This is a genomic window from Amycolatopsis thailandensis, assembly GCF_002234405.1.
GTDB classification, from domain to species: Bacteria; Actinomycetota; Actinomycetes; order Mycobacteriales; family Pseudonocardiaceae; genus Amycolatopsis; species Amycolatopsis thailandensis.
On record NZ_NMQT01000003.1, the window covers coordinates 1 to 25,880 of the forward strand.

At 69.0% G+C, this 25,880-nt stretch carries 19 protein-coding genes; 10 read left to right on the forward strand and 9 right to left on the reverse strand.

The features are described from left to right. Positions 1–347, forward strand: a 347-nt coding sequence (locus tag CFP71_RS00430; protein ID WP_167405946.1) for a sigma-70 family RNA polymerase sigma factor family protein, incomplete at its 5' end; no start/stop codon positions are given. 125 nt (positions 348–472) lie between these two features. Then, positions 473–1,825, forward strand: a complete 1,353-nt coding sequence (locus tag CFP71_RS00435; protein WP_093931815.1) for a deoxyguanosinetriphosphate triphosphohydrolase family protein — start codon at positions 473–475, stop codon at positions 1,823–1,825. Positions 1,826–1,879: 54 nt separating this feature from the next. Here CFP71_RS00435 and CFP71_RS00440 read toward each other — a convergent pair whose 3' ends face one another. Together CFP71_RS00440 and CFP71_RS00450 are read right to left on the reverse strand one after the other, a co-directional pair. Then, positions 1,880–3,118 (reverse strand): HNH endonuclease signature motif containing protein, encoded by a 1,239-nt coding sequence (locus CFP71_RS00440; protein WP_093931866.1) that lies wholly within the window; start codon positions 3,116–3,118, stop codon positions 1,880–1,882. Positions 3,119–3,917: 799 nt separating this feature from the next. Then, positions 3,918–4,391 carry a GNAT family N-acetyltransferase gene (locus CFP71_RS00450; RefSeq protein WP_093931817.1) on the reverse strand — a complete coding sequence of 158 codons (474 nt, stop codon included), beginning with the start codon at positions 4,389–4,391 and terminating at the stop codon, positions 3,918–3,920. 119 nt (positions 4,392–4,510) lie between these two features. On the opposite strand from CFP71_RS00450, the gene CFP71_RS00455 reads away from it, so the two are divergent. Together CFP71_RS00455 and CFP71_RS00460 are read left to right on the forward strand one after the other, a co-directional pair. After that, complete coding sequence (locus tag CFP71_RS00455; RefSeq protein WP_093931818.1) at positions 4,511–5,287, forward strand: cyclase family protein; 777 nt, start codon at positions 4,511–4,513, stop codon at positions 5,285–5,287. Continuing rightward, the gene (locus tag CFP71_RS00460) at positions 5,284–6,894 is read left to right on the forward strand and encodes a thiamine pyrophosphate-binding protein (protein ID WP_093931819.1); all 1,611 of its coding nucleotides are present in this window, start codon (positions 5,284–5,286) and stop codon (positions 6,892–6,894) included. Before CFP71_RS00455 ends, CFP71_RS00460 begins: the two co-directional genes overlap by 4 nt. Before the next feature lie 2 nt (positions 6,895–6,896). On the opposite strand, the gene CFP71_RS00465 is transcribed toward CFP71_RS00460, so the two are convergent. From CFP71_RS00465 to CFP71_RS00475, 3 genes are read right to left on the reverse strand one after another with little or no spacing between them, the layout of a single operon-like run. Beyond that, entirely contained in the window at positions 6,897–8,159 is a 1,263-nt protein-coding gene (locus CFP71_RS00465) for a class I SAM-dependent methyltransferase (RefSeq protein ID WP_093931820.1), read from the reverse strand. Positions 8,160–8,186: 27 nt separating this feature from the next. Next, positions 8,187–9,572 (reverse strand): FAD-binding oxidoreductase, encoded by a 1,386-nt coding sequence (locus CFP71_RS00470; protein ID WP_093931821.1) that lies wholly within the window; start codon positions 9,570–9,572, stop codon positions 8,187–8,189. Between the two features lie 58 nt (positions 9,573–9,630). Beyond that, entirely contained in the window at positions 9,631–10,851 is a 1,221-nt protein-coding gene (locus CFP71_RS00475; protein ID WP_093931867.1) for an SGNH/GDSL hydrolase family protein, read from the reverse strand. 112 nt (positions 10,852–10,963) lie between these two features. Here CFP71_RS00475 and CFP71_RS00480 point away from each other — a divergent pair, with 112 nt between their 5' ends. The 4 genes from CFP71_RS00480 (at position 10,964) to CFP71_RS00495 (ending at position 16,181) form a co-directional block, all read left to right on the forward strand. Further along, the gene (locus CFP71_RS00480; protein ID WP_093931822.1) at positions 10,964–11,335 is read left to right on the forward strand and encodes an MmcQ/YjbR family DNA-binding protein; all 372 of its coding nucleotides are present in this window, start codon (positions 10,964–10,966) and stop codon (positions 11,333–11,335) included. 111 nt (positions 11,336–11,446) lie between these two features. Then, entirely contained in the window at positions 11,447–12,613 is a 1,167-nt protein-coding gene (locus CFP71_RS00485; protein ID WP_093931823.1) for a sensor histidine kinase, read from the forward strand. After that, positions 12,610–13,275 (forward strand): response regulator transcription factor, encoded by a 666-nt coding sequence (locus CFP71_RS00490; RefSeq protein ID WP_093931824.1) that lies wholly within the window; start codon positions 12,610–12,612, stop codon positions 13,273–13,275. The genes CFP71_RS00485 and CFP71_RS00490 overlap by 4 nt, the downstream gene beginning before the upstream one ends. Further along, the gene (locus tag CFP71_RS00495; RefSeq protein ID WP_093931825.1) at positions 13,275–16,181 is read left to right on the forward strand and encodes an AfsR/SARP family transcriptional regulator; all 2,907 of its coding nucleotides are present in this window, start codon (positions 13,275–13,277) and stop codon (positions 16,179–16,181) included. Before CFP71_RS00490 ends, CFP71_RS00495 begins: the two co-directional genes overlap by 1 nt. On the opposite strand, the gene CFP71_RS00500 is transcribed toward CFP71_RS00495, so the two are convergent. Both CFP71_RS00500 and CFP71_RS00505 read right to left on the reverse strand, forming a co-directional pair. Next, the gene (locus CFP71_RS00500; RefSeq protein WP_093931826.1) at positions 16,153–16,593 is read right to left on the reverse strand and encodes a hypothetical protein; all 441 of its coding nucleotides are present in this window, start codon (positions 16,591–16,593) and stop codon (positions 16,153–16,155) included. The genes CFP71_RS00495 and CFP71_RS00500 overlap by 29 nt on opposite strands. Before the next feature lie 380 nt (positions 16,594–16,973). Then, the gene (locus CFP71_RS00505) at positions 16,974–17,630 is read right to left on the reverse strand and encodes a TetR/AcrR family transcriptional regulator (RefSeq protein WP_093931827.1); all 657 of its coding nucleotides are present in this window, start codon (positions 17,628–17,630) and stop codon (positions 16,974–16,976) included. Positions 17,631–17,746: 116 nt separating this feature from the next. Here CFP71_RS00505 and CFP71_RS00510 point away from each other — a divergent pair, with 116 nt between their 5' ends. Both CFP71_RS00510 and CFP71_RS00515 read left to right on the forward strand, forming a co-directional pair. Then, a complete protein-coding gene (locus CFP71_RS00510) occupies positions 17,747–20,440 on the forward strand; it encodes an MMPL family transporter (protein WP_093931828.1) in 2,694 nt (897 codons plus the stop codon). Next, positions 20,440–22,500 (forward strand): YhgE/Pip domain-containing protein, encoded by a 2,061-nt coding sequence (locus CFP71_RS00515; protein WP_093931829.1) that lies wholly within the window; start codon positions 20,440–20,442, stop codon positions 22,498–22,500. Before CFP71_RS00510 ends, CFP71_RS00515 begins: the two co-directional genes overlap by 1 nt. A 188-nt stretch (positions 22,501–22,688) precedes the next feature. Here the strand turns inward: CFP71_RS00515 and CFP71_RS00520 are convergent, their stop codons facing one another. Further along, positions 22,689–25,115: an ABC transporter permease gene (locus CFP71_RS00520; RefSeq protein WP_093931830.1), complete on the reverse strand. Its 2,427-nt coding sequence runs from the start codon at positions 25,113–25,115 to the stop codon at positions 22,689–22,691. Then, positions 25,115–25,843: an ABC transporter ATP-binding protein gene (locus CFP71_RS00525; protein ID WP_093931831.1), complete on the reverse strand. Its 729-nt coding sequence runs from the start codon at positions 25,841–25,843 to the stop codon at positions 25,115–25,117. Before CFP71_RS00525 ends, CFP71_RS00520 begins: the two co-directional genes overlap by 1 nt. Between the last annotated feature and the right edge of the window lie 37 nt (positions 25,844–25,880).

Consider the following 25,880-nt stretch of genomic DNA (forward strand, 5'->3'; position numbering starts at 1 on the left):
TCGTCGACGCCTACCTGGCCGCAGCCCGCGGCGGGGACTTCGAAGCGCTCCTCGAACTGCTCCACCCCGACGTCGTCCTCCGTGCCGACAAGGCGGCGGGCCCCTCGCCCGCGCCGGTCTTCCTGCGGGGTGCCGGCATGGTGGCGCGGGGTGCCGCGGCCGCTTCCGTGCGGGCGGCTGTCACGCAGCTCGCGCTCGTGAACGGCGGCGTCGGCCTCGTCATGGCGGACGAAGGACGGCCTTCGGTGGTGCTCGCGTTCACGTTCGAGGACGGGCGGATCACCGAGATCGACGTCATCGCGGACCAAGACCGGTTGCGAGGGCTGGAGCTGGCGATTTTGGACTGATCCGGGTTGCGGTTCGGTCGCGAACCAGTACCGATGACTTCGCCGCCAGCGCGGAGCCGTTAACGATTTCTCGGCATGGTCCGCCTTCTTTTCAAGGCTCTTGGAGCTACGACGAGGAGGCGACCATGTCGGAGGGGACGTCCGGAAAGGCTCGACGCCACAAAGTGCGCGAGGAGGAGACCTACCGGGACGCGTATCAACGCGACCGCGACCGAGTGCTCTATTCATCCGCGTTTCGGAGGCTGGCGGGGGTGGCGCAGGTCGCCGCGGTCAATGAGCAGCTGGTGCTGCACAACCGGCTCACGCACAGTCTGAAGGTCGCGCAGATGGGTCGAAGACTCGTGCAGCATCTGCGTTACAAGTCGAGTGACGCGGGCTTTCCGGAGGGATCGGATCTGAACGAGGACGTCGTCGAGACGGCGGGACTCGTGCACGACATCGGGCATCCGCCGTTCGGACACATCGCCGAGGAGGTCCTGGACCAGCGGCTGGCCCAGGTGGACGGGCTGGAAGGCTTCGAGGGGAACGCGCAGTCTTTCCGAGTGGTGACGAAACTCGCGCGGCGGAAGACGGAGCACGCGGGCCTCAACCTGACCCAGGCGACGTTGAACGCGATCCTCAAGTACCCGCGCCTCAAGCCGCGTGGTTCGGCCAAGCCGACGGCCTTGTGGACCGACCGTGGCTATGGCGACAAGTGGGGCGCCTATCAGACCGAAAAGGTGGATTTCGATTGGGCGAGGAGAGGCAGCCGCGAGGACTTGAGGTCGGCGAACGCGGTCCTGATGGACTGGGCCGATGACATCAGCTACGCGACCCATGATCTCGAGGACTACTTCCGGGCGGGGCTGATCCCTTTGCATAGTTTGTCGGTCGACAAGGAAAGAATGGTCAAGCATGGCCTCGGTCGTTTGAAGGAACACAAGGGATTCGACGAGTTTCGATTTCGGAACGAGCTCGACACGATCATCGCCGAGTTCGGCGGGCGCCTGCACTCTCAGTGCTGGGAGACCCGGAAGAACCGGGTGCAGATGAACAAGATCAGCAGCGGCCATCTCACCCGGTTCGTGAAGGCGGTCCGGCTTCTCGACGAACCGCCCTACGTGGAGATCGAACAAAGCAGTCAGTACCGGGTCGCCGCGCTGAAGGAACTCACGTGGTTCTACGTGATCGACAGGCCGCCGCTGGCGATCCACCAGGAAGGCCAGAAGAGGATCATCGGCTCCCTCTTCGATCGGTTGCTCGCGTGTCTGGAGAAGTCGCCGAGCAGCCCGAAGATCCCCATCCAACTCCGGGGGATCTATCGGGATATCACGCATGACGACACGGCCGAGGGGATATCCGAGAAGAACAAGGAGGCCCGGTGCGCTCGGGCGGTCACCGACTACATCTGCCTGCTCACCGAGGCACAAGCGGTCGATCTCGGAGAGCGGCTGGCCGGACGGTCGCAGAGTTCGATGTTCGGTACCTGGTTCAACTGAACGTGGGCATGCCGAGGGGCCCGTCGCCGGTGGTGGTGGCGGGCTCCCTCGGGGTCAGCGGCGTGGCTTCTGTAGTGGGTCGAGGTATTGGGGTGGAACGAACTCGGGCCTGCCGTCGGTGGCGAGGTGGACTGTCCAGCCGGATTGGCCGTGGATGACCATGTGGTGGTAGCGGCACAGCAGGCACAGATTGCCGAGGTCGGTGTCGCCGAGTGCGCCCCAGGGAAGAATATGGTGGGCTTCGCAGTGCTTGGGTTTGCGGTGGCAGCCGGGGAAAGCGCACCCGTGGTCGCGGAGGTTCAATGCCCGGCGTTGTGCGGGGGTGACGGTGCGGGCGGCCCGGCCGATGTCGAGGGGTTCACTTTCCGACCCGAGCACCGCGGGGATGATCTTCGCGTCGCAGGCGAGCATGCGGGCGTGGCGGGCGGTGATCTGGGTGACTTCGTCGACGCACGCCATCCCCAGTCCTGTGGTGAGGGTGTCGAGGGGGATGGTGACGACGATGGTGGTGCGGTCTCCGGACAGGGTGGGGGCTTTGTCGTTGGTCATCGCGTAGTGGATTGCGTCGAACAACGCGTCCCCGTGGCGTTCGCCGGGGGTGCGGGGGTCGCGGTTGCCGTCCTCGTCGACGGGTCTTCGCTGTCCCCACGTCTCGAACAGGGCGTTCGCGCGAGCCCCGAACTCGGGGTCGAGGAGGCCGTTGAGTCGCCACCAGCCGTCATCACGTTTCCGCAGATGCACTTCGCGGGAGGGTGGCTTGAGGTCTTCGTCCTTGGGTTCGTTCCCGTCGGGATCGAGGTGGCCCAAGAGTTCCGCGCCGCCGTTGGCGATCTGCTGCGGACCGGCGTTGCGGGCCAGTTTCACCAGAATCCGCTCGGCCCCCGACCGGTCTTCCGCTGACACGTCGGCCGGGATCTTCTTCAGCACCGCCAGGAGAGGGTCGAGTTGCTGAGGGCCGAGGTCACCCTCGGCTGCGGCCGCCCCCGCGATCGGCGCGAAAGCAGGCGCGGGGGTGCCGTCCAGATTCCGGCCCTCGTTCAGCGCGACTGCCCGCGCGACGGTGGCTCCTGCTTCCTTGGGGCTGATCCGGGCGGTTTCGGCGAACCAGCCCGCCGTGGAGCCGTGCCCGAACAACTCCATAGGACCCCGGGATTCGATCTCCACCAGAAACTGCCCGACTTCCGCCAAAGCCTGGCGTGCCACCGACAGACGCTCGACCACACCGTGCGCGAGCTCCCGCGCACCGGCACGCCACAACTCGTGCGGCGGCTCGAGGATCCGTTGACTGGACACCAACCAAGAATACCGGAAATCGAACACATGTGCGAACGTGAAAAGTGTTTCGAATTTAGTTTCCGGATCAGGGTGGTTGTGACGACAGGCGATAGTTGGCATCTACAGGAGATAGTCGGCACAGTGCAGGAGGTGATGTCCGTGAAGGCCTCCTTGAGGGACCCAGGGTCCCTCAAGGAGGCCTTCACGGACTTTGCGCTCGGGAGACATGAGTGTGGTGAAGGGGACTTTCTTCTCATCGCATGAGCGGAAAGTCCCCTTCACGGCAGGTCTTGCGGGTACTGCGGGTCTCGTGGGCGGCGGAGGCTCGGCGGTGTTGCGAAAGCCACGTTCGCAACGTTGAGCGTTGCGAACGTGGCTTTCGCAACATCCGAAACCAGCAGGTGGGCAGGCCAGTCACACGCCACCTTTGCCTGACCCCTCAATAACACCTGTCGTCACAGTGGTCGCGAGCGTCCACGTGGGGCAGCGGTGGCGATCGTGTTCCTGAAGTATGTCGTAAGAATGGTTTCGCGCGTGTTCATGAGTGGCAAAGTGGGTTACTGGGCCGAAGGCGAGATATCGTGCTCCACCGCTCGCGCCCCTGCCGGTCGCGGCGTTGGGTCCTGCCAGGGTGCATCGGCCCTGTCTCAGTACGCTTCGGCCTCGGGCATCAGGGCAGTGCGTCACGAGCGCCACGTTTGAGACGGTGAGTGTCCCGGGCGTGGCGCTCGGGACACACTCACCCACCCGACACGGGAAAACCCCCGCGCGTATGTCCTGTCTGGACAGTGTCCCTTCTGGACAGGATCAGCCCTCACTAACCGAGGCGAAGGATGGTTTCTTCGATTTCGGCGTCCCGAGCGGAGGCGTAGGAGTTCTCGGTGCCGATGATCGTGAAGCCTGCCTTCTGCAGGACTCGAAGCGATCCGAGGTTGTCGCTGGCGGCGCGGGCGTGCAAGGGGCGGACCTCGACGAGGTCGAGGAGCAGCGCGACTGCCTGACTGGCGATTCCCTGCCCCCAGGACGAACTTTCGATCCAGTAGGTGATTTCAGTATCACCTTCCACGACGAAACTTCCTATGGTGCCGAGGAAATGTCCGTCACCGGTCACCGCGCGCAGGATGATGTCCGGAGAAGACCTCAGCTTCGCCATATGAGCGTCGAACGCTTTGCGATCGTCGGGGTCTCTGGCGATGAACGCGGCCATCCTGACCGACTCGGGGTCACGCATCTGTTCGAACAGGGCGTCGAGATCGGAATCCTCGACCAACCGCAGTGCCACCTCGACCATTGATGTCCTCCTCATGTAGTCCGCGACGCAATGTATCGGTGACGTCCGACAATCCTGGCCCACACTCCGCAAACCCGCCTAAGGTGGCCAAGAACGCCAGTCACATCCGGGAGGCACGCATGTCGCTGTTGGCCCAGCTGAACACCGCGATCTCCACCGGCGCGATCGAGGTCGTCGATCTCACCGCGCCGCTGAGCGAGAGCACACCGATCCTCCAGTTGCCGGAGCCGTTCGCGAACACGATCCCGTTCGGCCTGGAGGAGATCAGCCGCTACGACGAACGCGGGCCGCGCTGGTACTGGAACAACATCCACACCGGCGAGCACACCGGGACCCACCTCGACGTCCCCGTGCACTGGGTGTCGGGCAAGGACGGTCACGACGTCTCCGAGGTGCCGCTGCGCACACTGGTCGCCCCGGCCGTGGTGCTCGACGCGTCGGCGCGTGCGGCCGAAGACCCGGATTTCCTCCTGTCCGTGGAGGATATCCGCGAGTGGGAGCGCGAGAACGGCCCGCTGCCCGACGGCGGCTGGCTGCTTTACCGCACGGGCTGGGACGCGCGTTCGCACGACCAGGAGTCCTTCCTCAACAACGACGAGGACGGCCCGCATACGCCGGGTATCTCGGGGGAGTGCGCCCGCTGGCTCGCGGAGGAGGCGCCGATCACCGGGTTCGGCGTCGAGACGGTGGGCACCGACGCGGGACAGGCACTGGCCATCGAGCCGGCCTTCCCCTGTCACGAACTCCTTCTGGGGGCGGGAAAACACGGCTTGACCCAGTTGCGGAACCTGGCGAGCCTGCCGCCTACCGGTGCCTTGCTGGTGGTCAGCCCGCTGCCGATCGTCGGCGGTTCCGGCAGCCCTGCCCGGGTCTACGCGCTGGTCGAGCGGGCATGAAGGTCGCGGAGCTGGTCGGCCGCGCGTTGGCGGAGCTCGGCGTCGATGCCGCTTTCGGGGTCGTGGGCAGCGGCAACTTCGAGGCCACCAACGGGTTGCGGGCGGGCGGAGTGCGGTTCGTCGCCGCGCGGCACGAAGGCGGCGCGGCGAGTATGGCCGACGCGTACGCGCGGATGAGCGGCCGCGTGTCGGTGCTGAGTGTCCACCAGGGCTGCGGGCTGACCAACGCGCTCACCGGGATCACCGAGGCGGCCAAGAGCCGGACGCCGATGATCGTCCTGAGCGGGGATACTTCGGCGTCTTCGGTGCTGTCGAACTTCCGGATCGACCAGGACGCGCTCGCGACCGCTGTCGGAGCCGTGCCGGAGCGCGTCCACGGCGCGCCCACCGCGGTCGCCGACACCGTCCGCGCGTACCGGACGGCCGTGCAGCAACGCCGGACCGTCCTGCTCAACCTCCCGCTCGACGTCCAAGCGCAGGAAGCGCCCGACGCGGTCGAGATACCGGAGGTCCCCGGTCCGGCGCCGATCAGACCGGATGCCGAGGCGGTCGCGAAACTGGCCGACCTCCTCGCCGGAGTGCGGCGGCCGGTGTTCGTCGCCGGCCGCGGCGCGCGGGCGAGCGCCGCCGCTCTCAGGGAACTCGCGGAAGTCTCCGGCGCGCTGCTGGCGACCTCGGCGGTGGCGCACGGTCTCTTCCACGACGACCCTTTTTCGCTCGGGATCTCGGGCGGCTTTTCGTCCCCACGGACGGCGGAGCTCATCGGAAACGCTGACCTCGTGATCGGCTGGGGGTGCGCGCTGAACATGTGGACCACCCGGCACGGCAAGCTTCTCGATCCGAACGCTTGGCTGGTCCAGGTCGACGTCGACCAGTCCGCGCTCGGCGCGCACCGTCCGGTCGCCCTCGGTGTCGTCGGCGACGTCACCAGCACCGCGAGAGACGTTCACGCGGAGCTCGCCAGGCGTGGCCACCGAGCGAGCCGTGAAGTCCCCGCGAGCACACGATGGAACGACGTCCCGTATAACGACCTATCCGGCGGCGGGAGGATCGATCCGCGCACGCTCAGCCGCCGTCTCGACGAGATCCTGCCCGCCGAACGGGTGGTCTCGATCGACTCCGGCAACTTCATGGGCTACCCGAGTGCGTACCTGTCCGTCCCCGACGAGAACGGCTTCTGCTTCACACAGGCGTTCCAAAGCATCGGACTCGGTCTGGGGACGGCGATCGGCGCGGCGCTGGCCCGGCCGGAGCGGCTACCGGTGCTCGGCGTCGGCGACGGCGGGTTCCACCTGGCGGTCTCCGAGCTGGAAACCGCCGTCCGGCTGGGGATCCCGCTCGTGGTGATCGTCTACAACGATGCCGCGTACGGCGCCGAGATCCATCATTTCGGCGACGCCGACATGGCCACGGTCCGGTTCCCCGACACCGACATCGCCGCGATCGGCCGCGGTTTCGGCTGTGACGGCGTCACCGTGCGGTCGATCGAGGACCTCGCCGCTGTCGAGGAGTGGCTCGGCGGGCCACGCCAGGCACCGCTCGTCATCGACGCCAAGATCGCCGACGACGGCGGCTCGTGGTGGCTCGCCGAAGCCTTTCGCCACTGAAGCTAAACGCCCCAGTCCGGCCGCAGCGGCATGCCCGCGTCACCGTCCTCGCCGACCTTCACCCCGAGCACCTGGTGCAGTTCGATCTCGCGCCGCTCGAAGGCGAGGCGGCACGCGGCCATGTACAGCGCCCAGACCCGGCTCCGCCCGGCGCCCGCTTCGGTGACGGCTTCGTCCCAGTTCGCGTCGAGGTTGGCGCACCAGGCGCCGAGGGTGGTGGCGTAATGCTCGCGGAGGTTCTCCGAATGCCGCACCTCCAGCCCGCTGTCGTGCATCGCGGTGGCGATCTCACCGACGGATTCCAGTTCGCCGTCGGGGAAGACGTACCGGTCGATGAACCCGCGCGAACGGTGCGCCACCGAGGTGTCCGGGTTGGTGATGCAGTGGTTCAGCATGCGTCCGTGCGGCTTCAGTTTCCCGGCGAGGAAACGGAAGTACGACGGCAGGTTCCGCGCGCCGATGTGCTCGGTGAGCCCGATCGACGACACCGCGTCGAAGTCCGTTTCGGTGACGTCGCGGTAGTCGAGATGCCGCACCTCGGCCCGGTCGGCGAGCCCCTTGGTCACGATGTCCTTCTGCGCCCACTGGGCCTGCTCCCGCGAAAGGGTGACGCCCAGCGCCTCGACGCCGTAATGCGAGACGGCGTGCTCGACCATTCCGCCCCAGCCGCAACCGACGTCCAGCAACCGCATCCCTGGACGCAGGCCGAGTTTCCGGCACACCAGGTCGAATTTGTGCTCCTGCGCCTCTTCCAGCGACGCGTCGGCAGAGGGATACGCCGCACAGGTGTAGGCCATCGACGGCCCGAGCACCAGTTCGTAGAACCGGTTCGAGACGTCGTAGTGGTTCGAGATCGCGTTGCTGTCGCGTGCTTTCGAGTGCCGCAACCCGTCGACGGTGCGCTTGAGCCTGCTCGGCAGTTCCTCGGCGGGCGGGGCGACGCGGCGCAGGTGCGTGGGGCCGAGTTTGCGCAGCAGCCACACCCGGTCCGCGGGGCTGAGCTGATCGACCTGGGCCACGAGCGCGCGCAACGCCGAGTAGAGGTCACCGTCCACATCGAGCGCTCCGGCGACGTAGGCGCGGGCGAGCCCGAGGTCGCCAGGGGACGACATCAGGTACGTCAGCGCCAGCGGTGACCGTACCTGGATCGACACCGGCGCGTCGGCCGGACCGCTCCTGCTGCCGTCGTAGGCGGTGATGGACACCTCGGCGTTCGGGCCGAGCAACCGCTCGAAGATCTTCCCGACGGTCGTCGTCTCAGCCATGTTCGTCTCTCTTCTTCCCGGCCCGTGTCACCGCCGCCGCACGCATTTCGCGTACAGGTCGAGCAAGCGGCCGTCCGGGTCGTAGGCCGTCTTCAGTTTCCGGTAGGCGTCGCCGTTGTACAGCCGCCAGAACTCGTCTTCGGAATAGAAACTGTCGGAATACAGCGACTTCCGCCCGCCGAGTCGCGTCACTTCGGCCTCGATCAGCCGATTGTGCGTATCCGGGGCCTCGCCGGGATCCAGCGGGACCGCGGACCAGAAGCCGAAGTTGACGTACAGCGTTCCCGGGTCCATTTCGTACAGTGGCGAGTTCACGCCACCCGGCCGCTGCTTCAGCGGGCAGACCCACACCGGGCTGATCGGGATCTCGCGGCGGAAGAAGTCCAGGAACTCGGCGGCTCGCGACAGCGGCACCTCGATGTCCTGCACGACGGTCTCTTCGGGAGGGAGCCCGCGCAGCTTGAGGAGCTTCGCGGCGATCCCGAACCGGCGGTCGAGCGCCACCGCTTTCCAGTAGACCGACGACCTCAGCAGCCGCCTGCCCAGCAGCAGCCGGGGGAGCCGGCGCTGCACGCCGAACGCCCGCGAGCACCAGAACCAGTCCGTGTCCCAGCGCCACAGGTAGTCCCGGACGCTGAGATGGTCGACCTCGCGCGAGCGGATCGACTGGTAATAGATGTCGAGCCAGGTGTAATCGCTGGTCGCGGGCGCCGACGAGGTGAACGTGCCCAGCGTCAAGTACTGCTCGCCCGGCCCGAAGACGGTTCCGTCCACGAAATCGGCCACCCCGTCACGGCATGCCTCGCCGAGCGCCGCGAAGTACTCCTCGGTGTCGTCGTACCGGACGTGGTCGAGCCGCACGTACGGTTTGACCGGCTCCAGCTCGATCTTCAGCCGCAGCGCGTAGCCGAGTGTCCCGTACGAGTTCGGGAAGCCGTGGAACAGGTCGCTGTGCTCGTTGTCCGGCCGCGCGACGACGATCCGGCCGTCGCCGGTGAGCAACTCCATCTCCAGCACGGACTCGTGCACGAGGCCGTTGCGAAAGGAGGACGACTCGATGCCGAGGCCGGTGACGGCGCCACCGAGCGTGATCGTCTTGAGCTGCGGCACGACCATCGGCATCAGCCCGTGTGGCAGGGTCGCGTCCACCAGTTGCTCGTAGGTGACCATTCCCTCGACGTCGGCCGTGCGCGCCAAGGGATCGACGTCGAGCACATGCGTGAACCCGGAGACGTCCAGACCAGGGGTACTGGTCGCCGTCCGCGCGCGGAACAGGTTCGAGGTCCGCTTCGCCAGCCGGATCGTGCCGTGGAGATCCGCCAGGCGGGCCCGGAGCGTTTCCGCTCGCGCTTCGTGCTCGGCGAACCGGACCAGCCGCGCCGTCGCCCGCATCCCGCTGTCGCCGCTAGTCATTCCTGATCGCCATCAGCTCATCGTGCCCCAAGGAACCGCCTGGCGCAGCCCTTGATTCCTACTTCAGTCGCCGCAACGGGACGGCGTCCGCCATGGCGGTGAAACCCTTGTCCCCGGGATGGAGGTGGTCTCCGGAGTCGTACTCCGGTTTCATCCGCTGTGGATCGGCGGGATCGCGGATCACCGCGTCGAAGTCGATGTAGCCGTCGAAGAGCCTGCTGGTGCGGATGAACCGGTTGACCGCCTGCCGGGTCTCCTCGAGTTGAGGCGTGTACGAACCCCAGCCCTTCCACGGCGTGATCGTCGCGCCGAGCACCCGCAGGCCGCGGTCGTGCGCCCGGCCGGCGATCTGCTTCAGCGCCGAGATGATCTTGTTCGGATCGGTCTGGTGCGGTGTCTGCTGGATGTCGTTGATGCCCTCGAACACGATCGCCGTCCGCACGCCGGACTGGCTCAGCACGTCCCGGTCGAGCCGGGCCAGCGCGTTGACGCCGTAGTTGCCGCCGTCGAGCAGCAGCCGGTTCCCGCTGATCCCGGCGTTCAGCACGCCCATGCGGGCGCTGATCTTGTCGGCGAGCTGATCGGGCCAGCGCAGGTTCGCGCCCCGGGTCGAGTTCGCCCCGTCGGTGATCGAGTCGCCGATCGCCACGACACTGCCCTGTAGTCCGGCGCCGCGGACGTCGACTCCGGAAACGTAGTGCCACACCGCGGTCTTCTCCGGGAACGCCGCGGCCGACTCGTCGGCCGCCTTGTCGCCGTTCCGGGTGAAGTACGAGTCCTGCATGGCCAGCGGATGGTAGGTGACCGGGCCGGACGGCGTCGGTGTGTACGTGGTGACCAGGAGATCGCCGTCCCTCGGCACGGGCAGCGCCGCGCCGTCGCTGAGGATGTCGGCGCCCGGTGGCACGGTGATCTCGCGATCGCCGCCGAAGGTCAGCGTGCGCATCGTGCCGGGGACCGCCTGGGGCGTGTCCGGGCCCGCGGCGACCGCGACGGTCACCCGGCCGAACAGCACCGGCGTCCGGCCGAAGGCGTTGGACAGCCGCACCCGCACCTCGTGCCCGCCGGCGCTGGTGTGCACGATGTTGCGGATCGAGAAGTTCGGGTAGCCGTTGTCGGTCCCGGCCACCCCTGCCGCGGGCGCCGCCGCCCAGGTGCCCACCCAGCCGTTCGCGGCCGTGCTCTCGACTTGACCTTGACCCGCCGGTGCCGCCGCGGCGACTCCGGGAACGACGCCCAGTAGCAGGATTCCCGCCACCGCGAGCTGCTTCACGCGCATGTGTTCCGCCTCCACCCAGTCGGCTCCACTCATCGTCAACGAATCACCGACAGACGGTCAATGCGCACGACAGGACAGGTTTCTGTCGGTGGTGCCGCTTACGCTGAATGCCATGACCCCTGCCGCTCTCCGGAAGCTCTGTCTCGGCTTCCCCGGTGCCCGTGAGGAGTTCCCGTTCGACGAGCACTCCAGTGTGTTCAAGGTCGCGGGCAAGATGTTCGCGCTCAGCCCGCTCAAGGCGAAACCGCTGCGGATCAACCTCAAATGCGAGCCCGACGTCGCGGTCCGGCTGCGTGCCGAACATCCCGAGATCATCCCCGGCTATCACATGAACAAGCAGCATTGGAACACCGTCCGGCTGGACGGTTCGCTGTCCGGCGACTTCGTCCGGGAGCTGATCGAGGACTCCTACGACCTCGTCGTCGCGGGCCTGCCGAAACGGGAACAGGAGAAGCTGAAGTGGGTCGCGCTCAGCCAGGAGTGAGCGCGCCGCGTTTCATCCGGATTTCATCGGTCCCGGCCTCCTACCGTGGGCGGAGACGGATGCCGACCGCCGCACGATGACGCGCCTCCCGGCACTTCCTAGTCTTGAGGCGTGCTGGAGATCTTGCGGGACCGGTTCCGGGCACGGGTGCAGGTCAGTCTCACCCGGGCCGGACTGAGCCTGCCCTGGTGGGGGGCGTTGTGCGCCAGCGCGGTGAGCTTCGTGTTCACGGCGGTCGCGCTGGTGCAGCGGGACGCCCTGCTGCCGCCCGAGCCGATCGCGCTGGCCGGGCTGATCGTGATCGCGCCGTCGGTGATCTGGGTGGTCACCGACTGGATCATGCCGTGGGTGCGGATGGCGGCGCTGATCACCGCCGCCTCGGTCCTGCTCATCGAGCCCGTGCTCCCGGACTTCGCGCCGTTGCTGCTGCTGGTCGCGGCGACCGAAGCGGCGAGTGTCCTGCGGACGACGTGGGGGATCGTCGTCGTCACCGTCGTGGGCGAGCTGGTGCTGGTCGTGGCGGGGATCTGGGGCGGGCTGGTCGGCGGCCCGGTGTACATGGTCGCGATCCTGCTGGGGCTCAGCGGCGGGCTCATGGTCCGCTGGTACACCAGGGTGCTGGACGCCGAACGCGACAACCGTGACGCGTACCGGGAAAAGGCCCTGCTGGCCGAACGCCAGCGGATCGCGCGCGAGGTGCACGACGTCGTCGGCCATTCGCTCAGCATCACGCTGCTGCACCTGACCGGGGCCCGCCACGCGCTCCAGCAGGATCGCGACGTCGACGAGGCGATCGAAGCGCTCACCGAGGCCGAGCAGGTGGGACGGGCCGCGATGGCCGACATCCGCCGCACGGTCGGCCTGCTCGCCGACACCCCGTCGGGCAGCGCGCCGCTGCCGGGCGTGGAGGACATCGCGACGCTGGTGGAACGCACGCGGGTCGCCGGACTGGCGGTGCGCTATACACAGGAAGGCGACCTCGGCCGGGTAGGCGCCTCGGAAGGATTGGGCCTCTACCGGATCGTGCAGGAATCACTGGTCAACGTCGTCAAGCACGCCCCCGGCGCGAACGCGGAGGTCCGGCTGGACGCCGGTCGCTCGGGTGTGCGGCTCATCGTCAGCAACACGCTCGCCGGCGCCGTCCGCGGCACCGCCGAGGATGGCTCGGGACTGGCGGGGATGGCCGTCCGCGCGGCCCAGCTCGGCGCCGACCTCAGCGCCGGGCCCCAGGGCAGGCAGTGGATCGTGCAGGTCACCGTGCCGGGGGCCAAGTCATGACCGCCGCCGCCGAGATCCAGGTGCTGCTGGTCGACGATCAGGAGCTGGTCCGGTCGGGGCTGCGGCGCATCCTGCGGCGCCGCGACGGGTTCGTCATCGCGGGGGAATGCGGCGACGGTTCGGAAGTGCCCGAGGCGCTGGCCGCGCACGAGGTCGACGTCATCGTGATGGACCTGCGGATGAAGAACGTCGGCGGGGTCGAGGCGACCAGGCGGCTGCGGCGCACGGCGGGCCATCCGCCGGTGCTCGCGCTCACCACTTTCGACGACGACAACCTCCTGGCCGACGCGCTGCGGGCGGGCGCGGCGGGCTACGTCCTCAAGGATTCGCCCGCCGAAGACCTGATCCGCGCCGTGCGGGCGGTCGCCGGGGGCGACGCCTGGCTCGACCCGGGGGTCACCGGCCGGGTGCTCGTCGCCTACCGGCAGGCCGCCGGGAACGGCAGCGGCGGACGTTCGCCCGAACTGCTGACACCGAGGGAACAGGACGTGCTCCGCGCGATCGGCCGCGGGCTGACCAACGCCGAGATCGCCGCCGCACTCGTCATTTCGGAGGTGACCGTGAAAAGCCACATCGGCCGGATCTTCACCAAACTCGGGTTGCGGGACCGGGCGGCGGCGATCGTCTACGCGTTCGACAACGGGATCGTGGTGCCGGGCTGATGATCGACGACGGGGGGATCATGTCCGACTCGCGGCTTCGGTTCGAGGTGCTCGGCCCGTTGCGGGCCTGGCACGGGGAGAAACGGCTGGACCTCGGTCCGGTCCGGCAGCAGGCCGTGCTGGCCGCTTTGCTGCTGCGCCCGGACGTGACCGTCAGCCATTACGAACTCACCGACGGGCTCTGGGAAAAGCCACCGGAGTCGAACGTGCTGCCGGTGTACGTCCGGCGGTTGCGGCAATGCCTGGACACCTCCGGGGAGAAGCCGCGTGACTCGGTGATCGTGTCCGATCGCGGCGGCTACCGCTTCGCCAGCGGTGGAGTCCGGCTGGACGTGGCGCGGCTGGAAGAGGTCGCGGTCGTCGCGGCCGCCGCCGAGGAGTCGGGTGATCTCGTCACCGCGGTGAACACCTTCGCCGACGCGCTCCGGTTGTTCCACGGCGAGCCGCTGACGGGACTGCCCGGCGCGTTCGTCCAGGGTGAGCGCCGACGGCTGGAAGAGCGCAGGCTTCTGTTGCTGCGCCGGAAACTGCGGGCCCAGCTGAAACTCGGCCGGTTCGACGAGGTGATCGGTGAGCTGTCGGCGCTGGTGTCGGCGGATCCGCCGAGCGAGCCGCTGGCCGCGCTGCTGATGCGCGCGCTTTACGGCGGCGGACGCCAGGCGGAGGCGCTGGAGGTGTTCACCGACGTCCGCGAGCGGCTGGTGGAGCAGCTCGGCGTCGAGCCGGGCGAGGAGCTGCGGCAGGTGCAGGAAGCGGTGTTGCGAGGGGACGACGCGCAGCTCGGCGTCACGCAGCGCCGGGAGACGACGCGCCGCGTCCGCAACGAACTGCCCGCCACCAACGGCGAACTCGTCGGCAGGGACCGCGAACTCGCGTTGCTCGCCGAGGAAGGTGATCCCGAGGCGGTCTCGGTCGACGCCGTCGACGGCGTCCCCGGTGCCGGGAAGACCACGCTCGCCGTGCGCGCGGCACACCGGCTTCGCGAGTCCTATCCGGACGGTGCGTTGTTCGTAAATCTGCACGGTTACACCGAAGGCCGGGAGCCGGTGACGCCGGAACGCGCGCTGCGGCGGTTGCTGCGCGCTGTCGGTGTCGAAGACGGCGTCATGCCTGACGATCTCGACGAGCTGGCCGCGTCGTGGCGGGCGGCGACCGCGAACCTGCGGTTGCTGCTGGTGCTCGACAACGCCGAGTCCGCCGGGCAGGTGCGGCCGCTGCTGCCGTCCGGCCCGGGCAGCCGCGTGCTGGTGACCAGCCGCCGTCGTCTGTCCGGTTTGGACGCCGACCGCCGCGTTTCCCTTGGCGCGCTGGGACTCGAAGCGGCGGAGAAGCTGCTCGGCCGGATAGTGGGCGCGCCGAGGGCCGAAGGGGAGCGGTTCGCCGTCCGCGCGCTCGCCGGGTTGTGCGGGCGGTTGCCGCTCGCGCTGAGGATCGCGGGGGCCCGGCTGCAGAACCGTCCGATGTGGACGTTCAAGGATCTGGTGGACCGGATGTCGGACGACGAGCGGCGGCTCGGCGAACTGACCGCCGAGGACCGCAGCGTCGAGGTGGCGCTGCGCCTGTCGTACGAGCAGCTGCGGCCCGCCGAGCAGACCGCGTTCAGCGTGCTCGGACTGACGCCGACGCCCGAATTCGACCGGCTCTCGGTCGCCGCCCTGCTGGACTGTTCGCCCGCCGAAGCCGAGCGCCGGCTGGAAAGTCTCGTCGACGCGAGCCTCGTGCAGGAACCGGCGAGCGGCCGGTACCGGTTGCACGACCTGGTGGCGGTCTACGCCCGCCGGCTCGCCGGGGAGATGCCCGAGGAGGCCGCCGGAGCCGCGCGGGAACGGGTGTACGGGCTGTACGTCAGTGCCGTCCGCCGAGCGAGCGAGTGGGGTGTCGCGCGGTTCCCGGTCGAGTCCGGCCGAGGGCCGTTTTCCGGGCAGCGTGATGCTTCCGCCTGGCTGGATGCCGCCGGTGACCTGCCCGATGTGGTCACCCAAGCCGCCGAAGCCGGGCTGGACGACCTCGCGTGTTCGATCGCGGAGGGACTGGTCGACTATCTCGCGCGCCAGCAGCGCTACCACGAATGCCGGACGGCGTTGCAGGTCGCGCTGCCGCTGGCCGAACGGGCCGAGGACGAACGCCTGATCTCGTCGCTGCGGTTCTGCCTCGGCTACGCCTACGCCATGCAAGGGCAGCTGGACCGGGCGAGAGGCTGGTTCGACGACGCGCTGCGGGCGGGTCAGGCCTCGGGTGACCGCGGCGTGGAGGCGCGGGCGCTGGGCGGGCTCACCATGGCGGACCTGATCGAGGGGCATCACGAACGCGCGATACCCGGGATGGGCCGGGTGATGGTCCTGGCGGAGGAGGTCGGGGACAGCTGGCTCGCCGAGCGGGCGCTGTCGGCGCTCGGCTATCTCGCCTACTTGAGAGGTGAGCACGAGGACGCGCTCACCCATCTCGCCCGAGCCCGCGACCTGGGCGAGGAGATCGGCAGCCCCGGGATGCTGGCGAGGGTCCTGTGCCACAGCGGAACCGTACGGCTCGAGATCGGCAGGTTCGCCGAGGCCGCGCTCGATCTCCGCCGGTCCGTCGAGCTCGCGGAGGAGACCACGGACGGCCTGCTGACCGCGACCAGCCTGGTCCGGCTCGGCGCCGCGGAACTGGAGCTCGGGAATCTCGACGCGGCGTTCGAACTCCAGCGGCGGGCGCTGACGGCGGTCACCGAGGAGACGATCGTCGGGATGGAGTCCGAGATCCGCAACCGGCTCGGTCGCACCCATCTCGCCGCGGGCGATCCGGTCGCGGCGCGGGAGCATTTCGAATGGGTGCTCACCGCCATCGGATCCGACGGGGACTCCCAGCAACGCGCCCTCGCGCTCGAAGGTCTGGACCTCACCAGACAGTCGGCACGCCGGCGTTGATGATCGTGAAGCGGTGCCCCGCCATGTCCTGGCGACGGCGCGCGAAGTAGGCGTCGGCGGCGTCGGCAAGGTGAGTCCCGGCCCGGACTTCATGGACGACGTAAGCCCAGTCCGCGGCGTCGCACAGCACCAGTTCCCTGGGCGCGCCGCGCTTGCGGAGCACGGACGAGCAGAGGGCGCCGCGCCTGCCGACACTGCCGTCGTCGAGGCAGCGGCGGAGGTCTTCGACGGCGTGGGCGGCGGTGTCGAAGAGAGTCCACCGGTACTTCGGCGCCGGGCGGCCGTCTTCCCACGGGGTGAAGAACGCGGCCCAGCTCCAGCCCGGTCCGACGAGTCCGTCCCGTTCCCCGGGACTCGGCGCGTCGTCCCGGGGCGTCACCATGTTGTACGGGGTCCGGCCGGCCGGGCTCATGCACGTCTCCTCGGGGAATTTCCGGTCCGCCGGTGCGGATCCGTGCCCGGACGGTAGGTCGGAGTCATGAAATCCCGATGAAACGCCTGTGCTGCCGGAACGCGTTGGGTCGAGTTGGTCGTGAGTGGCGTTTCGTGTTCTAACCCGAAACGCCACTCACGAGACCTGGGACGAGGTCCCACCGCGGCGTGATCGGTTGGACGGCACGCGTGATCCGATGGACGACACGCGTGACTGGATGGACGACACGCGTGTCGTCCCTCCAAACACACGAAACCGCCTGACCTACTGAGCTGAGTTGGTCTCGATCAACGGCCTCGGGGTGGTCGTGAGTGGGAAGTGCGGTCAAGAGACTCACCACTCGCGAAGCTTGGGTCGAATCAGCTTCGCGCGGGGACGATGAGTGAGGCCATCACCTTCGGGATCAGCTCGCTGACGAACCGGCCGTCGGCGGGGAGTTCGCTGCCCTCCAGCAGGTAGTTCTGCAAACCCTGTTCGTACAGGGCAATCAGCACGAGCACCGCGTCGTCCGGTGAGATCGTCAGTTCCCGGCCCATCCGGTCGAGCGCGCCGACGAGGACCTTGCCGAGTTCGGCGTGGAAGTACCGGAACGCCGCGCCGATCCGGTCGCGGATCTCCGGCTGTCGCAGGCCCTGGGTGCGGAACTCCGCGCACAACAGGTACCAGTTCTTGTCCGCGCTGAGCGCGACCATGAACAGGTCCGCGATCCGCCCGAGGGTGGGGGAGAGGTCTTCGTCCGCGCGGACGTCCACCTCGCCGAGCACGCTCTCCGTGGCGTCGTGGAAGCGTTTGAGCCGGACCTCGGTCTCTTCCTGGAACAAAGCGAGGAACAGGTCTTCCTTCGAGCTGAAGTTCGAGTAGAAGGCGCCGCGGGTGAAGCCGGCGCGCTCGCAGATCAGCTCGACCGGCGTGTCCCGGATGCCGTGCTCGGAGAAGGCCTCGTACGCCGCGTCGATCAGCCGTCGGCGGGTGTCCGCCCGGCGCCTGGTCATGGTGGCGCCCCGCTCCTCGGTCATCTCGCCATTCTTTCGTACGCCCCCGGTTCACCCGGCTGTGGGACAGGATACATCGTGAATCGGATACAGAGTGCATTACGATACGCCATGTATCCAACGAGTGCCGGGAGCCGATCGTGTCGTCATTCCTCTACCGCCTCGGCAGGCTGGCCGCTCGCGGACGGGTACTGGTCACCGCGTTGTGGCTGGTCGTGTTGTGTGTCGCGGGCGGGGCGGCGCTGCTGTTCGGTCAGGGCACCGACGACACGTTCGCGATCCCCGGTTCGGAGTCCCAAGAGGCGCTCGACCATCTCGGCCGGGTCTTCCCGCAGGTGAGCGGCACCTCGGCGCAGCTGGTCGTGCTCGTTCCCGAAGGAGAGCGGGCCGATTCGGCCGCCGTGCGCGACGCCGTCGCCGCGGAGGTGCCCGACCTGACCGCGGCACCGCAGGTCTCGACGGTGGTGAACCCCTTCGACGCGGCCGTGCACGACGCCGTGTCCAAGGACGGCCGCGCCGCGCTGGTCACCGTGCAACTCGACGTCGGGCTGGCCGACATCCAGCCGTCGACGCGGACCGCGCTCGCCGGGATCGCGCAGGACATGGAGAACCGGATCGGTCACGGCACCGAGGTGCTCACCGGCGGCGACGCCTTCTCGGACAAGGTGCCCAAGCTCAGCCCCACCGAGGGGATCGGGCTCGTCATCGCGCTCGTGGTGCTGCTGATGGTGTTCGGTTCGTTCATCGCGGCGGGAATGCCCCTGCTGACGGCGATCCTCGGCGTCGGGGTGTCGGTGGCGCTGGTCTACGCGGCGACCTCGGTGGCGACGGTGTCTTCCACGGCGCCGATGCTCGCGGTCATGCTCGGCCTCGCCGTCGGCATCGACTACGCGCTCTTCCTGCTTTCCCGGCATCGCGACCAGCTCGCCGAAGGACTCGAAGTCGAGGAGTCCATCGCCAGGGCGACCGCGACCGCCGGGTCCGCCGTCATCTTCGCCGGGCTCACCGTGGTGATCGCGCTGCTGGGCCTGTTCGTCGCCGGGATCCCGTTCCTGACCGTGATGGGTGTCGCGGCGGCCGGAGGGGTGGCCGTCGCGGTGATCGTGGCCATCACCCTCATCCCCGCGCTGCTGGCGTTCGCCGGTGAACGGCTGCGGCCCAAGAAGCCGCGCAAGGTCAAGCGCAAGAAGAAGGCGCGGTTCAGCCTGCGCTGGGTCCGGCTCGCCACCAAGTCGCCCTGGGTGACGATCGCGTTGATCGTCGGTGTGCTCGCGGTGGCGTCGATCCCCGCGCTGGACCTCCGTCTCGCCTTGCCGGACAACGGAACCGACGAGGACGGCACCCCGGCCCGAGTCGCCTACGACGTCGTCGCCGAGCATTTCGGGCCCGGTTTCAACGGCCCGCTGGTCGTCACCGCGGACATCCTGTCGACCACCGACCCGGTCGGGATCACCAACGGCATCGCCGACGACATCCGCGAGGTCCCCGGTGTCGCCGTCGTCCCGCTCGCAACGCCGAACCCCAAGGGCGACACCGCGATCATCCAGGTCGTGCCCACGACCGGCGCCTACGACGAGGCGACCGACGAACTGGTCGAACGGCTGCGGTCGATGGAAGGCCAGTTCAAGGACCGCTACGGCGTGCAGACCGCGGTCACCGGGTTCACCGCCGTCGGCATCGACGTGTCCGCGCAACTCGGCGACGCGCTGCTGCCGTTCGGCATCCTGGTCGTCGGGCTCTCCCTGGTGCTGCTGGCGATGGTGTTCCGCTCGATCCTGGTCCCGCTCAAGGCCACCTTCGGCTATCTGCTCTCGATCGGTGCCGCTTTCGGGGCGACGTCGTTCGTGTTCGGGCAGGGGCATCTGGCCGACGCGCTGGGCGTGACCCGCACCGGCAGCGTGATCAGCTTCCTGCCGATCATCCTTATGGGTGTCCTTTTCGGGCTCGCCATGGACTACGAAGTCTTTCTCGTGTCCCGGATCCGCGAGGACTACGTCCATCACGGCGACGCGCACCAGGCGATCGAGACCGGTTTCGTGTCGGCGTCGAGAGTCGTGACCGCGGCGGCGGTGATCATGCTGGGCGTGTTCGCCGCCTTCGTCCCCGACGGCAGCGCGACGATCAAGCCGATCGCGTTCAGCCTCGCCGTCGGGGTGTTCGTGGACGCGTTCCTCGTGCGGATGACGCTCGTCCCGGCGATCCTCGCGTTGCTGGGCCCGCGTGCCTGGGGCCTGCCGCCGTGGCTGGACCGCAAACTGCCGGTGTTCGACGCCGAGGGCGACGGTCTCGTCCACGAACTCCGGCTCGCCGACTGGCCGGAGCCCGGCTCGTCCGAGGTGATCAGCGCCGCCGGGCTCCGTGTCGACGACGACCGCGGCCGCACCCTCTTCCGCGACGTCGACCTGCACATCGGCCCGGGGGAGATCCTCGCCGTGCACGGTTCCGGTCCGGCTGGCAAGAGCGCCCTGCTGTACGCGCTCGCCGGTCGTGTCCCGCATGTCCTCGGCGATCTGAAGGTGCTCGGCCGGGTACTGCCGCAGCACGCGCACGCCGTCCGCCGGAACGCCGCCTTCGTCGCCTGCAAGGAAACCGACGATCCCGCCGGCGAGGTCCGGCGCGCGATCGAGGACGGCGTCGGACTCGTCTTCGTCGACGATCTGGACACCGTCGTCGCCACCGCTCAGCGCGCCGCGCTGAGAGCGGCGTTCGCGAGCAGGGCCGCGACTTTCGCCGTGTCCTGCCAGAGCCTCGCCATCGTGCGGGATCTGCTGCCCACCACCGCCGTCGCGGGCCTCGCCATGGCGCCCGCTCCCGTCCCCGCCGAGGTCCGCTGATGTCCCGCTTCTTCACCGGCTCCGCCCGTGCGACCGCCTTCGGCCCGCTGACCTGGAAGACCTGGCTCGGGATCGTGCTCGTGCCGGTGATCGTCGCGCTCGGGCTGGCGTGGGCGTTCTTCTCGCCCGACGACAACCACGGCGCCGCCAAGGCCGCCGTGGTCAACACCGACGAGCCGGTCACGGTGAACGGGCAGCTGATCCCGCTCGGCCGTGAACTGGCCGGGAACCTCGTGCACGGCGAGGATTCCGCGTACACCTGGGTGCTCACCGACGCCGAGGACGCCAAGGAAGGCATCTCGGACGGGACGTATTCCGCGGTCGTGACCATTCCGCCGAACTTCTCCGCACAGGCCACGTCGACGTCGGGAAAGCCGCTCGACGCGAAGCAGGCGATCATGCGCGTCGAAACGTCGCAGCGCACCGGCCTCGTCGATCCGGTGGCCAGCCGGGAGGTCGCGAACGCGACGCTCACCGCGCTCAACCGGCAGATCGTCGAGACCTATGTGGACAATCTGTACATCGGGTTCTCCTCGATCCATCAGCAGCTGGTGACCGCGGCCGACGGCAGCGACCAGCTCGTCGTGGGGCTGCGGGAGCTGTCCGACGGCACCGGGAAACTCGCCTCCGGTGCCGGGGAACTCGCCGGTGGGGCCGGAAAACTCAGCGGCGCCGCCGGACAACTGGCGGACGGGGCTCGCAAGCTCGCGAACGGCACCGGGCAGCTCGCGACCGGGTCCGGCCAGTTGTCTTCGGGGCTGACCCAGGCCGAGAAGGACACCGCCCAGCTGCCCCGGCTGACCAGGGAACTGGCCGACGGGGCGCAGCAGGTCGCGAACGGCAACAAGCAGCTGGCCGACGAGATCTCACCGTTGGCGGACAAGGTCGTCCGGATCATCGACGCGCTGCCGACGGCGGGCGATTCGGCGCGCAAGTTCGCCGAACTCGCGCAGAAGTGCAGTGGTGACACCAAGTTCTGTGCCGATCTGAAGGCTGCCTCGGACAAGTTCACGGCCGACGCCGAGATCCTCGACGGCAAACGCGCCGAAATCCGCGACGCCGTCGTGCAGACGAAAAAGGCGGTGCAAGACCTCTCGGCGGGCTCGCAGAAGGTCGCCGACGGGAACAAGCAGCTCGCGGACAAGTCGAAGGACCTGGCGGGCGGCATCGGCTCGGCGGCCGACGGCGCGCGGAAACTCGACGCCGGTGTCAAACAAGCCGATTCCGGCGCGCGGCAGCTCGCCGACGGCTCCGGTCAGCTGGCGGGCGGCGCGACCACCCTGTCCACCGGCGCGGGTGAGCTCGCCACCGGCGCCCGCGCGGCCGCCGACGGCAGCCGGCGCGCCGAATCGGGCGCGTCGGAGCTGGCCAAGGGCCTCAACGACGGCCGAGGCAAGGTACCCGACTACTCCCAGGCGGAACGCGACCACCTCAAACAGGTCGCCGCCACCCCCGCGATCACCGACACGGCGGGCTCGGGCTCGTTCGGTGAAGGCGCGGTGGCGCTGATTCTCGTGCTGGCACTGTGGGTGTGCGCGCTGGCGACGTACCAGGTGATCCAGGCGGTGCCGCCGAGCGTGCTCACCACCCGCGAACCGAGCTGGCGGATCATCCTCGCCGCGGCCATCCCCGGCGCGACGCTCGCGGTGCTGACCGCCCTGATCCTGACCGGTGTGTTCTGGGCATTCCTCGGGCTGAGCTTCGGCAAGGCGATGACCCTGCTGGTGCTGCTCGTCCTCGCTGCCGGAACGTTCACCGTGGTCAACCAAGCCCTGGTGGCGATCTTCAAACGCCCCGGCCGCTTCGCCGCTCTCGCGATCCTCGTCTTCACCGTCGGCGCTTCACTGGTTTCGACCGTGCCCGGGATTTTCGGGACCGTGCTGGGGATTCTGCCGACGAATGGCGCCCTGGTCGCTTTGCGGTCGTTGCTGACGGGGACCGACGGGCTGACGTCGGGGATCGTGCAGCTGGTGGTGTGGCTGGGGATCGGGACGCTGGCCATGATCCTGGTGACGGACCGGCGGCGATCCTTGCCGGGGCGGGAACTGCGACTGGCTTGAGCGATCCCGAAGACGGAACTCGCGTGCTTGAAGTCGTAACTCGCGTGCTTGAAGCCGTGACTCGCGTGCGTGAAGCCGTAACTCGCGTGATCAGACTCCGCACACGTGAGTTCCGTCTTCAAGCACGCGAGTCACGCCTCTGATCACGCGAGTTCCGTGTCTGATCACGCGAGTTCGGTGTTGCGTCCTCAGTCAGCGGCAAGGCCTGCCGCGACAGGAGCCCGTCCCGACCGTCGCGCCGGGACCAAAGCCGCCAGCGGAGCCGCGACCAGGGCCGCCGCCACCAGGACCCCCAACCGCCCCCAAGGCGGCGCGAACACGATCGGCTCACCGCCGCTCGACGCCACCTCGGTGATCAGCCACGCGGACGCGATCCCGACGAACAGCCCGCACGCGGCGCCGAGAACCGCGACGAACACCGACTCCGTGGTCAGCGCCGCACCGAGCCCGCCGCGCGTGACGCCGAGGGCGCGCAGCAGCGCCGATTCCCGCGTTCGCTCCAGGACAGACAGCGAAAGCGTGTTCGCGATCCCGGCGAAAGCGATCAGCACCGCGAGCGCGGTCAACGCCCACAGGAGATTCAGCGTCGCCCGCAGCGGCTCGGCTGCCTCCTCTTTGAGTTCCTGGAGACTGCTCAGCTTCGCGATCGGCGTACCGGACAGGGCCTGCTCCAGCGACGACCGGACCTGCCCGGGATCAGCGGCCTTGACGAGAACGCTCCCGTCGTAGCTTTCCCCGTTCATGGCGAGCTTCCCCTGCTCCGCGAGATCGACGAGCGCGAAGCCCAGGTCGACGCCCGGCGCGTCCACGCTGTCGTAGACCGCCACCACGCGCAACGAACGCACGGTGTCGCCGACGGCGAGCCCGGTCTGGTCGGCGAGCTCCTTGCCGATGGCGATCTGGCCGGGGCCGAGCCGGCCGAGGCTCCCCGAGAGCACGGTCGGGCGCAGGAGGTCGCCGCTGACGGCGGTCAGCTGGAACGTGCCGTATTCGCCGAGGTCGCCGCTGAACGAGCGGCGCGTCGCGGTGGCGGTCACGCCGGGCACCGCGGCGAGGGTGTCCGCGAGGGTGGCGGGGAGCGGCCTGCTCGACACCGCCGAGGTGACGGTGAAGTCGGCCGCCAGCTGCTCGTCCAGCCCTTGGCTCCGGCCCGCTTCGACGCCGGCCGCCACGGTGGTCGCGAGTGCGACGACGGCGAGGCCGATGGTGAGCGCGGCGGCGCTGGCGGCGGTGCGTTTGGGGTTGCGGTCGGCGTTGAGCGCGGCCAGGTCGGCGGGCTGCCCCGGGACGAGCGAGCCGAGCACGCGGACGACAGGTCCCGCCACCAGCGGTCCGGCCGCCAGCGTCGCACCGAGCAGCGCGACCATGGCCACCATGGCGAGAGCGGCACCATCCTCCACTGTGGACTGAAGAGCAACCACGCCGGAGCCGACGCCCGCGGCGAGCAGGATCATCGCGAAGACGGCCCTGAGCCGCCCGGCGCGTTTGGCTTCGGTGGGCGTCCGGAGCGCTTCGATCGGCGCGACCCTGGTCGCGGACCACGCCGGGATCGACGCCGCGAGCGCGGTCACCAGGATCCCGATCGCGAGGGCGGCGACGACGGTCCGCGTCGTCAACGGGAGGTACACGGTCTCCTGACCCGCGACGGCCTGCAGCGCGGCGGCGACACCCAGCCCGCCGAACAACCCGGCCGCGGACGCGATCGCGCCCACCACGGCCGCCTCGATGAGCACACTGCCGAAGATCTGTCGTTTTCCGGCGCCGACGCAGCGCAGCAACGCCAGTTCGCGCGATCGCTGGGCCACGAGGATGGTGAAGGAGTTGGTGATCACCATCGCGGCCACCACCATGGCGAGGACGGCGAAGGCGGTGAAGAACTTCGCCAGTCCGGCGGTGTTCGGCGCTGTCTCCCTCAGCAGCTGGGCGGCGGCCTCTTTCCCCGTGCTCACCGAGACACCCGGTGTCTTCTTCAGGTCCGCGACGAGCTGGGCCTTGTCCGCGTCGGGCGAGGCGCGCACGACGATCTCGCCGAACATCGCCTTGAGGGCCAGCTGCCTCAGCGTTTCCGGCGGTACCACCAGCGTCGCCCCGCCCAGCCCCGCGTCGCCCGGGCGGCTGAACGTGCCGACCAGCGTCAGGGTGTGACGGCCACCTGTTTCGTCCAGCACGGTCACGGGACCGCCCAGCGCGAAGCCTTCGACGCTGTTCTTCTCCATGGCGACTTCCCCGGCGGCAGCGGGGAAACGGCCGTCCGCGAGGTCGTACGGGCGCAGTCTTTCGTCGGTGCTCGAAGCGGTCGCTGCGGCGTCTCGCGGACGTCCGTCCGGGCCGAGCACCGGCGAGCCGACGGTGGCCCGGCCCTCGGCGGCGGCGACTCCCGGTACTCGCCGGACCGCAGCCAGGGTCGTGTCGTCGAGGTCGGCACCCCGCTTGGCCCTGATCGAGGCGTCCACGCCGCGAGTCTGGTAGGCGACGGCTTCCCGCAGTCCCGCGCCGACGGCGTCCGTGAGCACGAAGGAACCGGCCACGAAGGTCACGCCCAGGGTGACGGCGACGGCCGACAGCAGCAGCCGCAGCGGCCGGGCCTTGAGCCCGGCGAGCACGGTTCGCAGCATCACGCCCCCAGACCGGTGAGCGCGCCGAGGACGGCGTCGGTGGTCGGCCGGGGGATCCGCGCGGCGATCCGGCCGTCGGCCAGCAGCACCCCGTGGTCGGTGTACGAGGCCGCGACCGGGTCGTGGGTCACCATCACCACCGTCTGGCCCAGTTCGCGGACCGACGTGCGCAGGAAGTCGAGCACCTCGGCGCCGGACCGCGAATCGAGGCTGCCGGTGGGCTCGTCGGCGAACACGACGTCCGGCCTGCCGACGAGCGCGCGGGCGCAGGCCACCCGCTGCTGCTGGCCGCCGGAGAGCTCACCCGGTTTGTGCTTCAGACGCTGCCGCAACCCCAGGGTGGCGACGACGGTGTCGAACCACGCCGGATCCGGGCGGCGGCCCGCGAGCCGGAGCCCGAGCAGGATGTTCTCCTCGGCGTTCATGGTCGGCAGCAAGTTGAACGACTGGAAGACGAAGCCGACCCGGTCACGGCGGAGCCTGGTCAACTCGGCGTCGGACAGGCCGGTGATCTCCGTTCGTCCGATGTGGACTCGTCCACTGTCGACGGTGTCGAGCCCCGCGAGGCAGTGCATGAGAGTCGATTTCCCCGAACCCGACGGGCCCATGATCGCGGTGAACCGGCCACGCGGGAAGTCCAGCGACACGCGATCCAGCGCCCGCACCGCCGTGTCGCCCCTGCCGTAGACCTTCGAGACATCGATCGCGCCCGCGGCGGGACCGTCCATTGTGTTCATTCTTCGATCATGGCGAGGAGCACCTGAA

Excerpts from the sequence above, each read along its gene's own strand:
- CFP71_RS00480 (WP_093931822.1), top strand. The coding sequence starts at position 10,964 with ATGACCCCTGCCGCTCTCCGGAAGCTCTGTCTCGGCTTCCCCGGTGCC.
- CFP71_RS00435 (WP_093931815.1), top strand. The coding sequence starts at position 473 with ATGTCGGAGGGGACGTCCGGAAAGGCTCGACGCCACAAAGTGCGCGAG.
- CFP71_RS00495 (WP_093931825.1), top strand. The coding sequence starts at position 13,275 with ATGATCGACGACGGGGGGATCATGTCCGACTCGCGGCTTCGGTTCGAG.
- CFP71_RS00465 (WP_093931820.1), bottom strand. The coding sequence starts at position 8,159 with ATGGCTGAGACGACGACCGTCGGGAAGATCTTCGAGCGGTTGCTCGGC.
- CFP71_RS00520 (WP_093931830.1), bottom strand. The coding sequence starts at position 25,115 with ATGCTGCGAACCGTGCTCGCCGGGCTCAAGGCCCGGCCGCTGCGGCTG.
- CFP71_RS00525 (WP_093931831.1), bottom strand. The coding sequence starts at position 25,843 with ATGGACGGTCCCGCCGCGGGCGCGATCGATGTCTCGAAGGTCTACGGC.
- CFP71_RS00470 (WP_093931821.1), bottom strand. The coding sequence starts at position 9,572 with ATGACTAGCGGCGACAGCGGGATGCGGGCGACGGCGCGGCTGGTCCGG.
- CFP71_RS00500 (WP_093931826.1), bottom strand. The coding sequence starts at position 16,593 with ATGAGCCCGGCCGGCCGGACCCCGTACAACATGGTGACGCCCCGGGAC.
- CFP71_RS00455 (WP_093931818.1), top strand. The coding sequence starts at position 4,511 with ATGTCGCTGTTGGCCCAGCTGAACACCGCGATCTCCACCGGCGCGATC.
- CFP71_RS00460 (WP_093931819.1), top strand. The coding sequence starts at position 5,284 with ATGAAGGTCGCGGAGCTGGTCGGCCGCGCGTTGGCGGAGCTCGGCGTC.
- CFP71_RS00475 (WP_093931867.1), bottom strand. The coding sequence starts at position 10,851 with ATGCGCGTGAAGCAGCTCGCGGTGGCGGGAATCCTGCTACTGGGCGTC.
- CFP71_RS00505 (WP_093931827.1), bottom strand. The coding sequence starts at position 17,630 with ATGACCGAGGAGCGGGGCGCCACCATGACCAGGCGCCGGGCGGACACC.
- CFP71_RS00450 (WP_093931817.1), bottom strand. The coding sequence starts at position 4,391 with ATGGTCGAGGTGGCACTGCGGTTGGTCGAGGATTCCGATCTCGACGCC.
- CFP71_RS00515 (WP_093931829.1), top strand. The coding sequence starts at position 20,440 with ATGTCCCGCTTCTTCACCGGCTCCGCCCGTGCGACCGCCTTCGGCCCG.
- CFP71_RS00490 (WP_093931824.1), top strand. The coding sequence starts at position 12,610 with ATGACCGCCGCCGCCGAGATCCAGGTGCTGCTGGTCGACGATCAGGAG.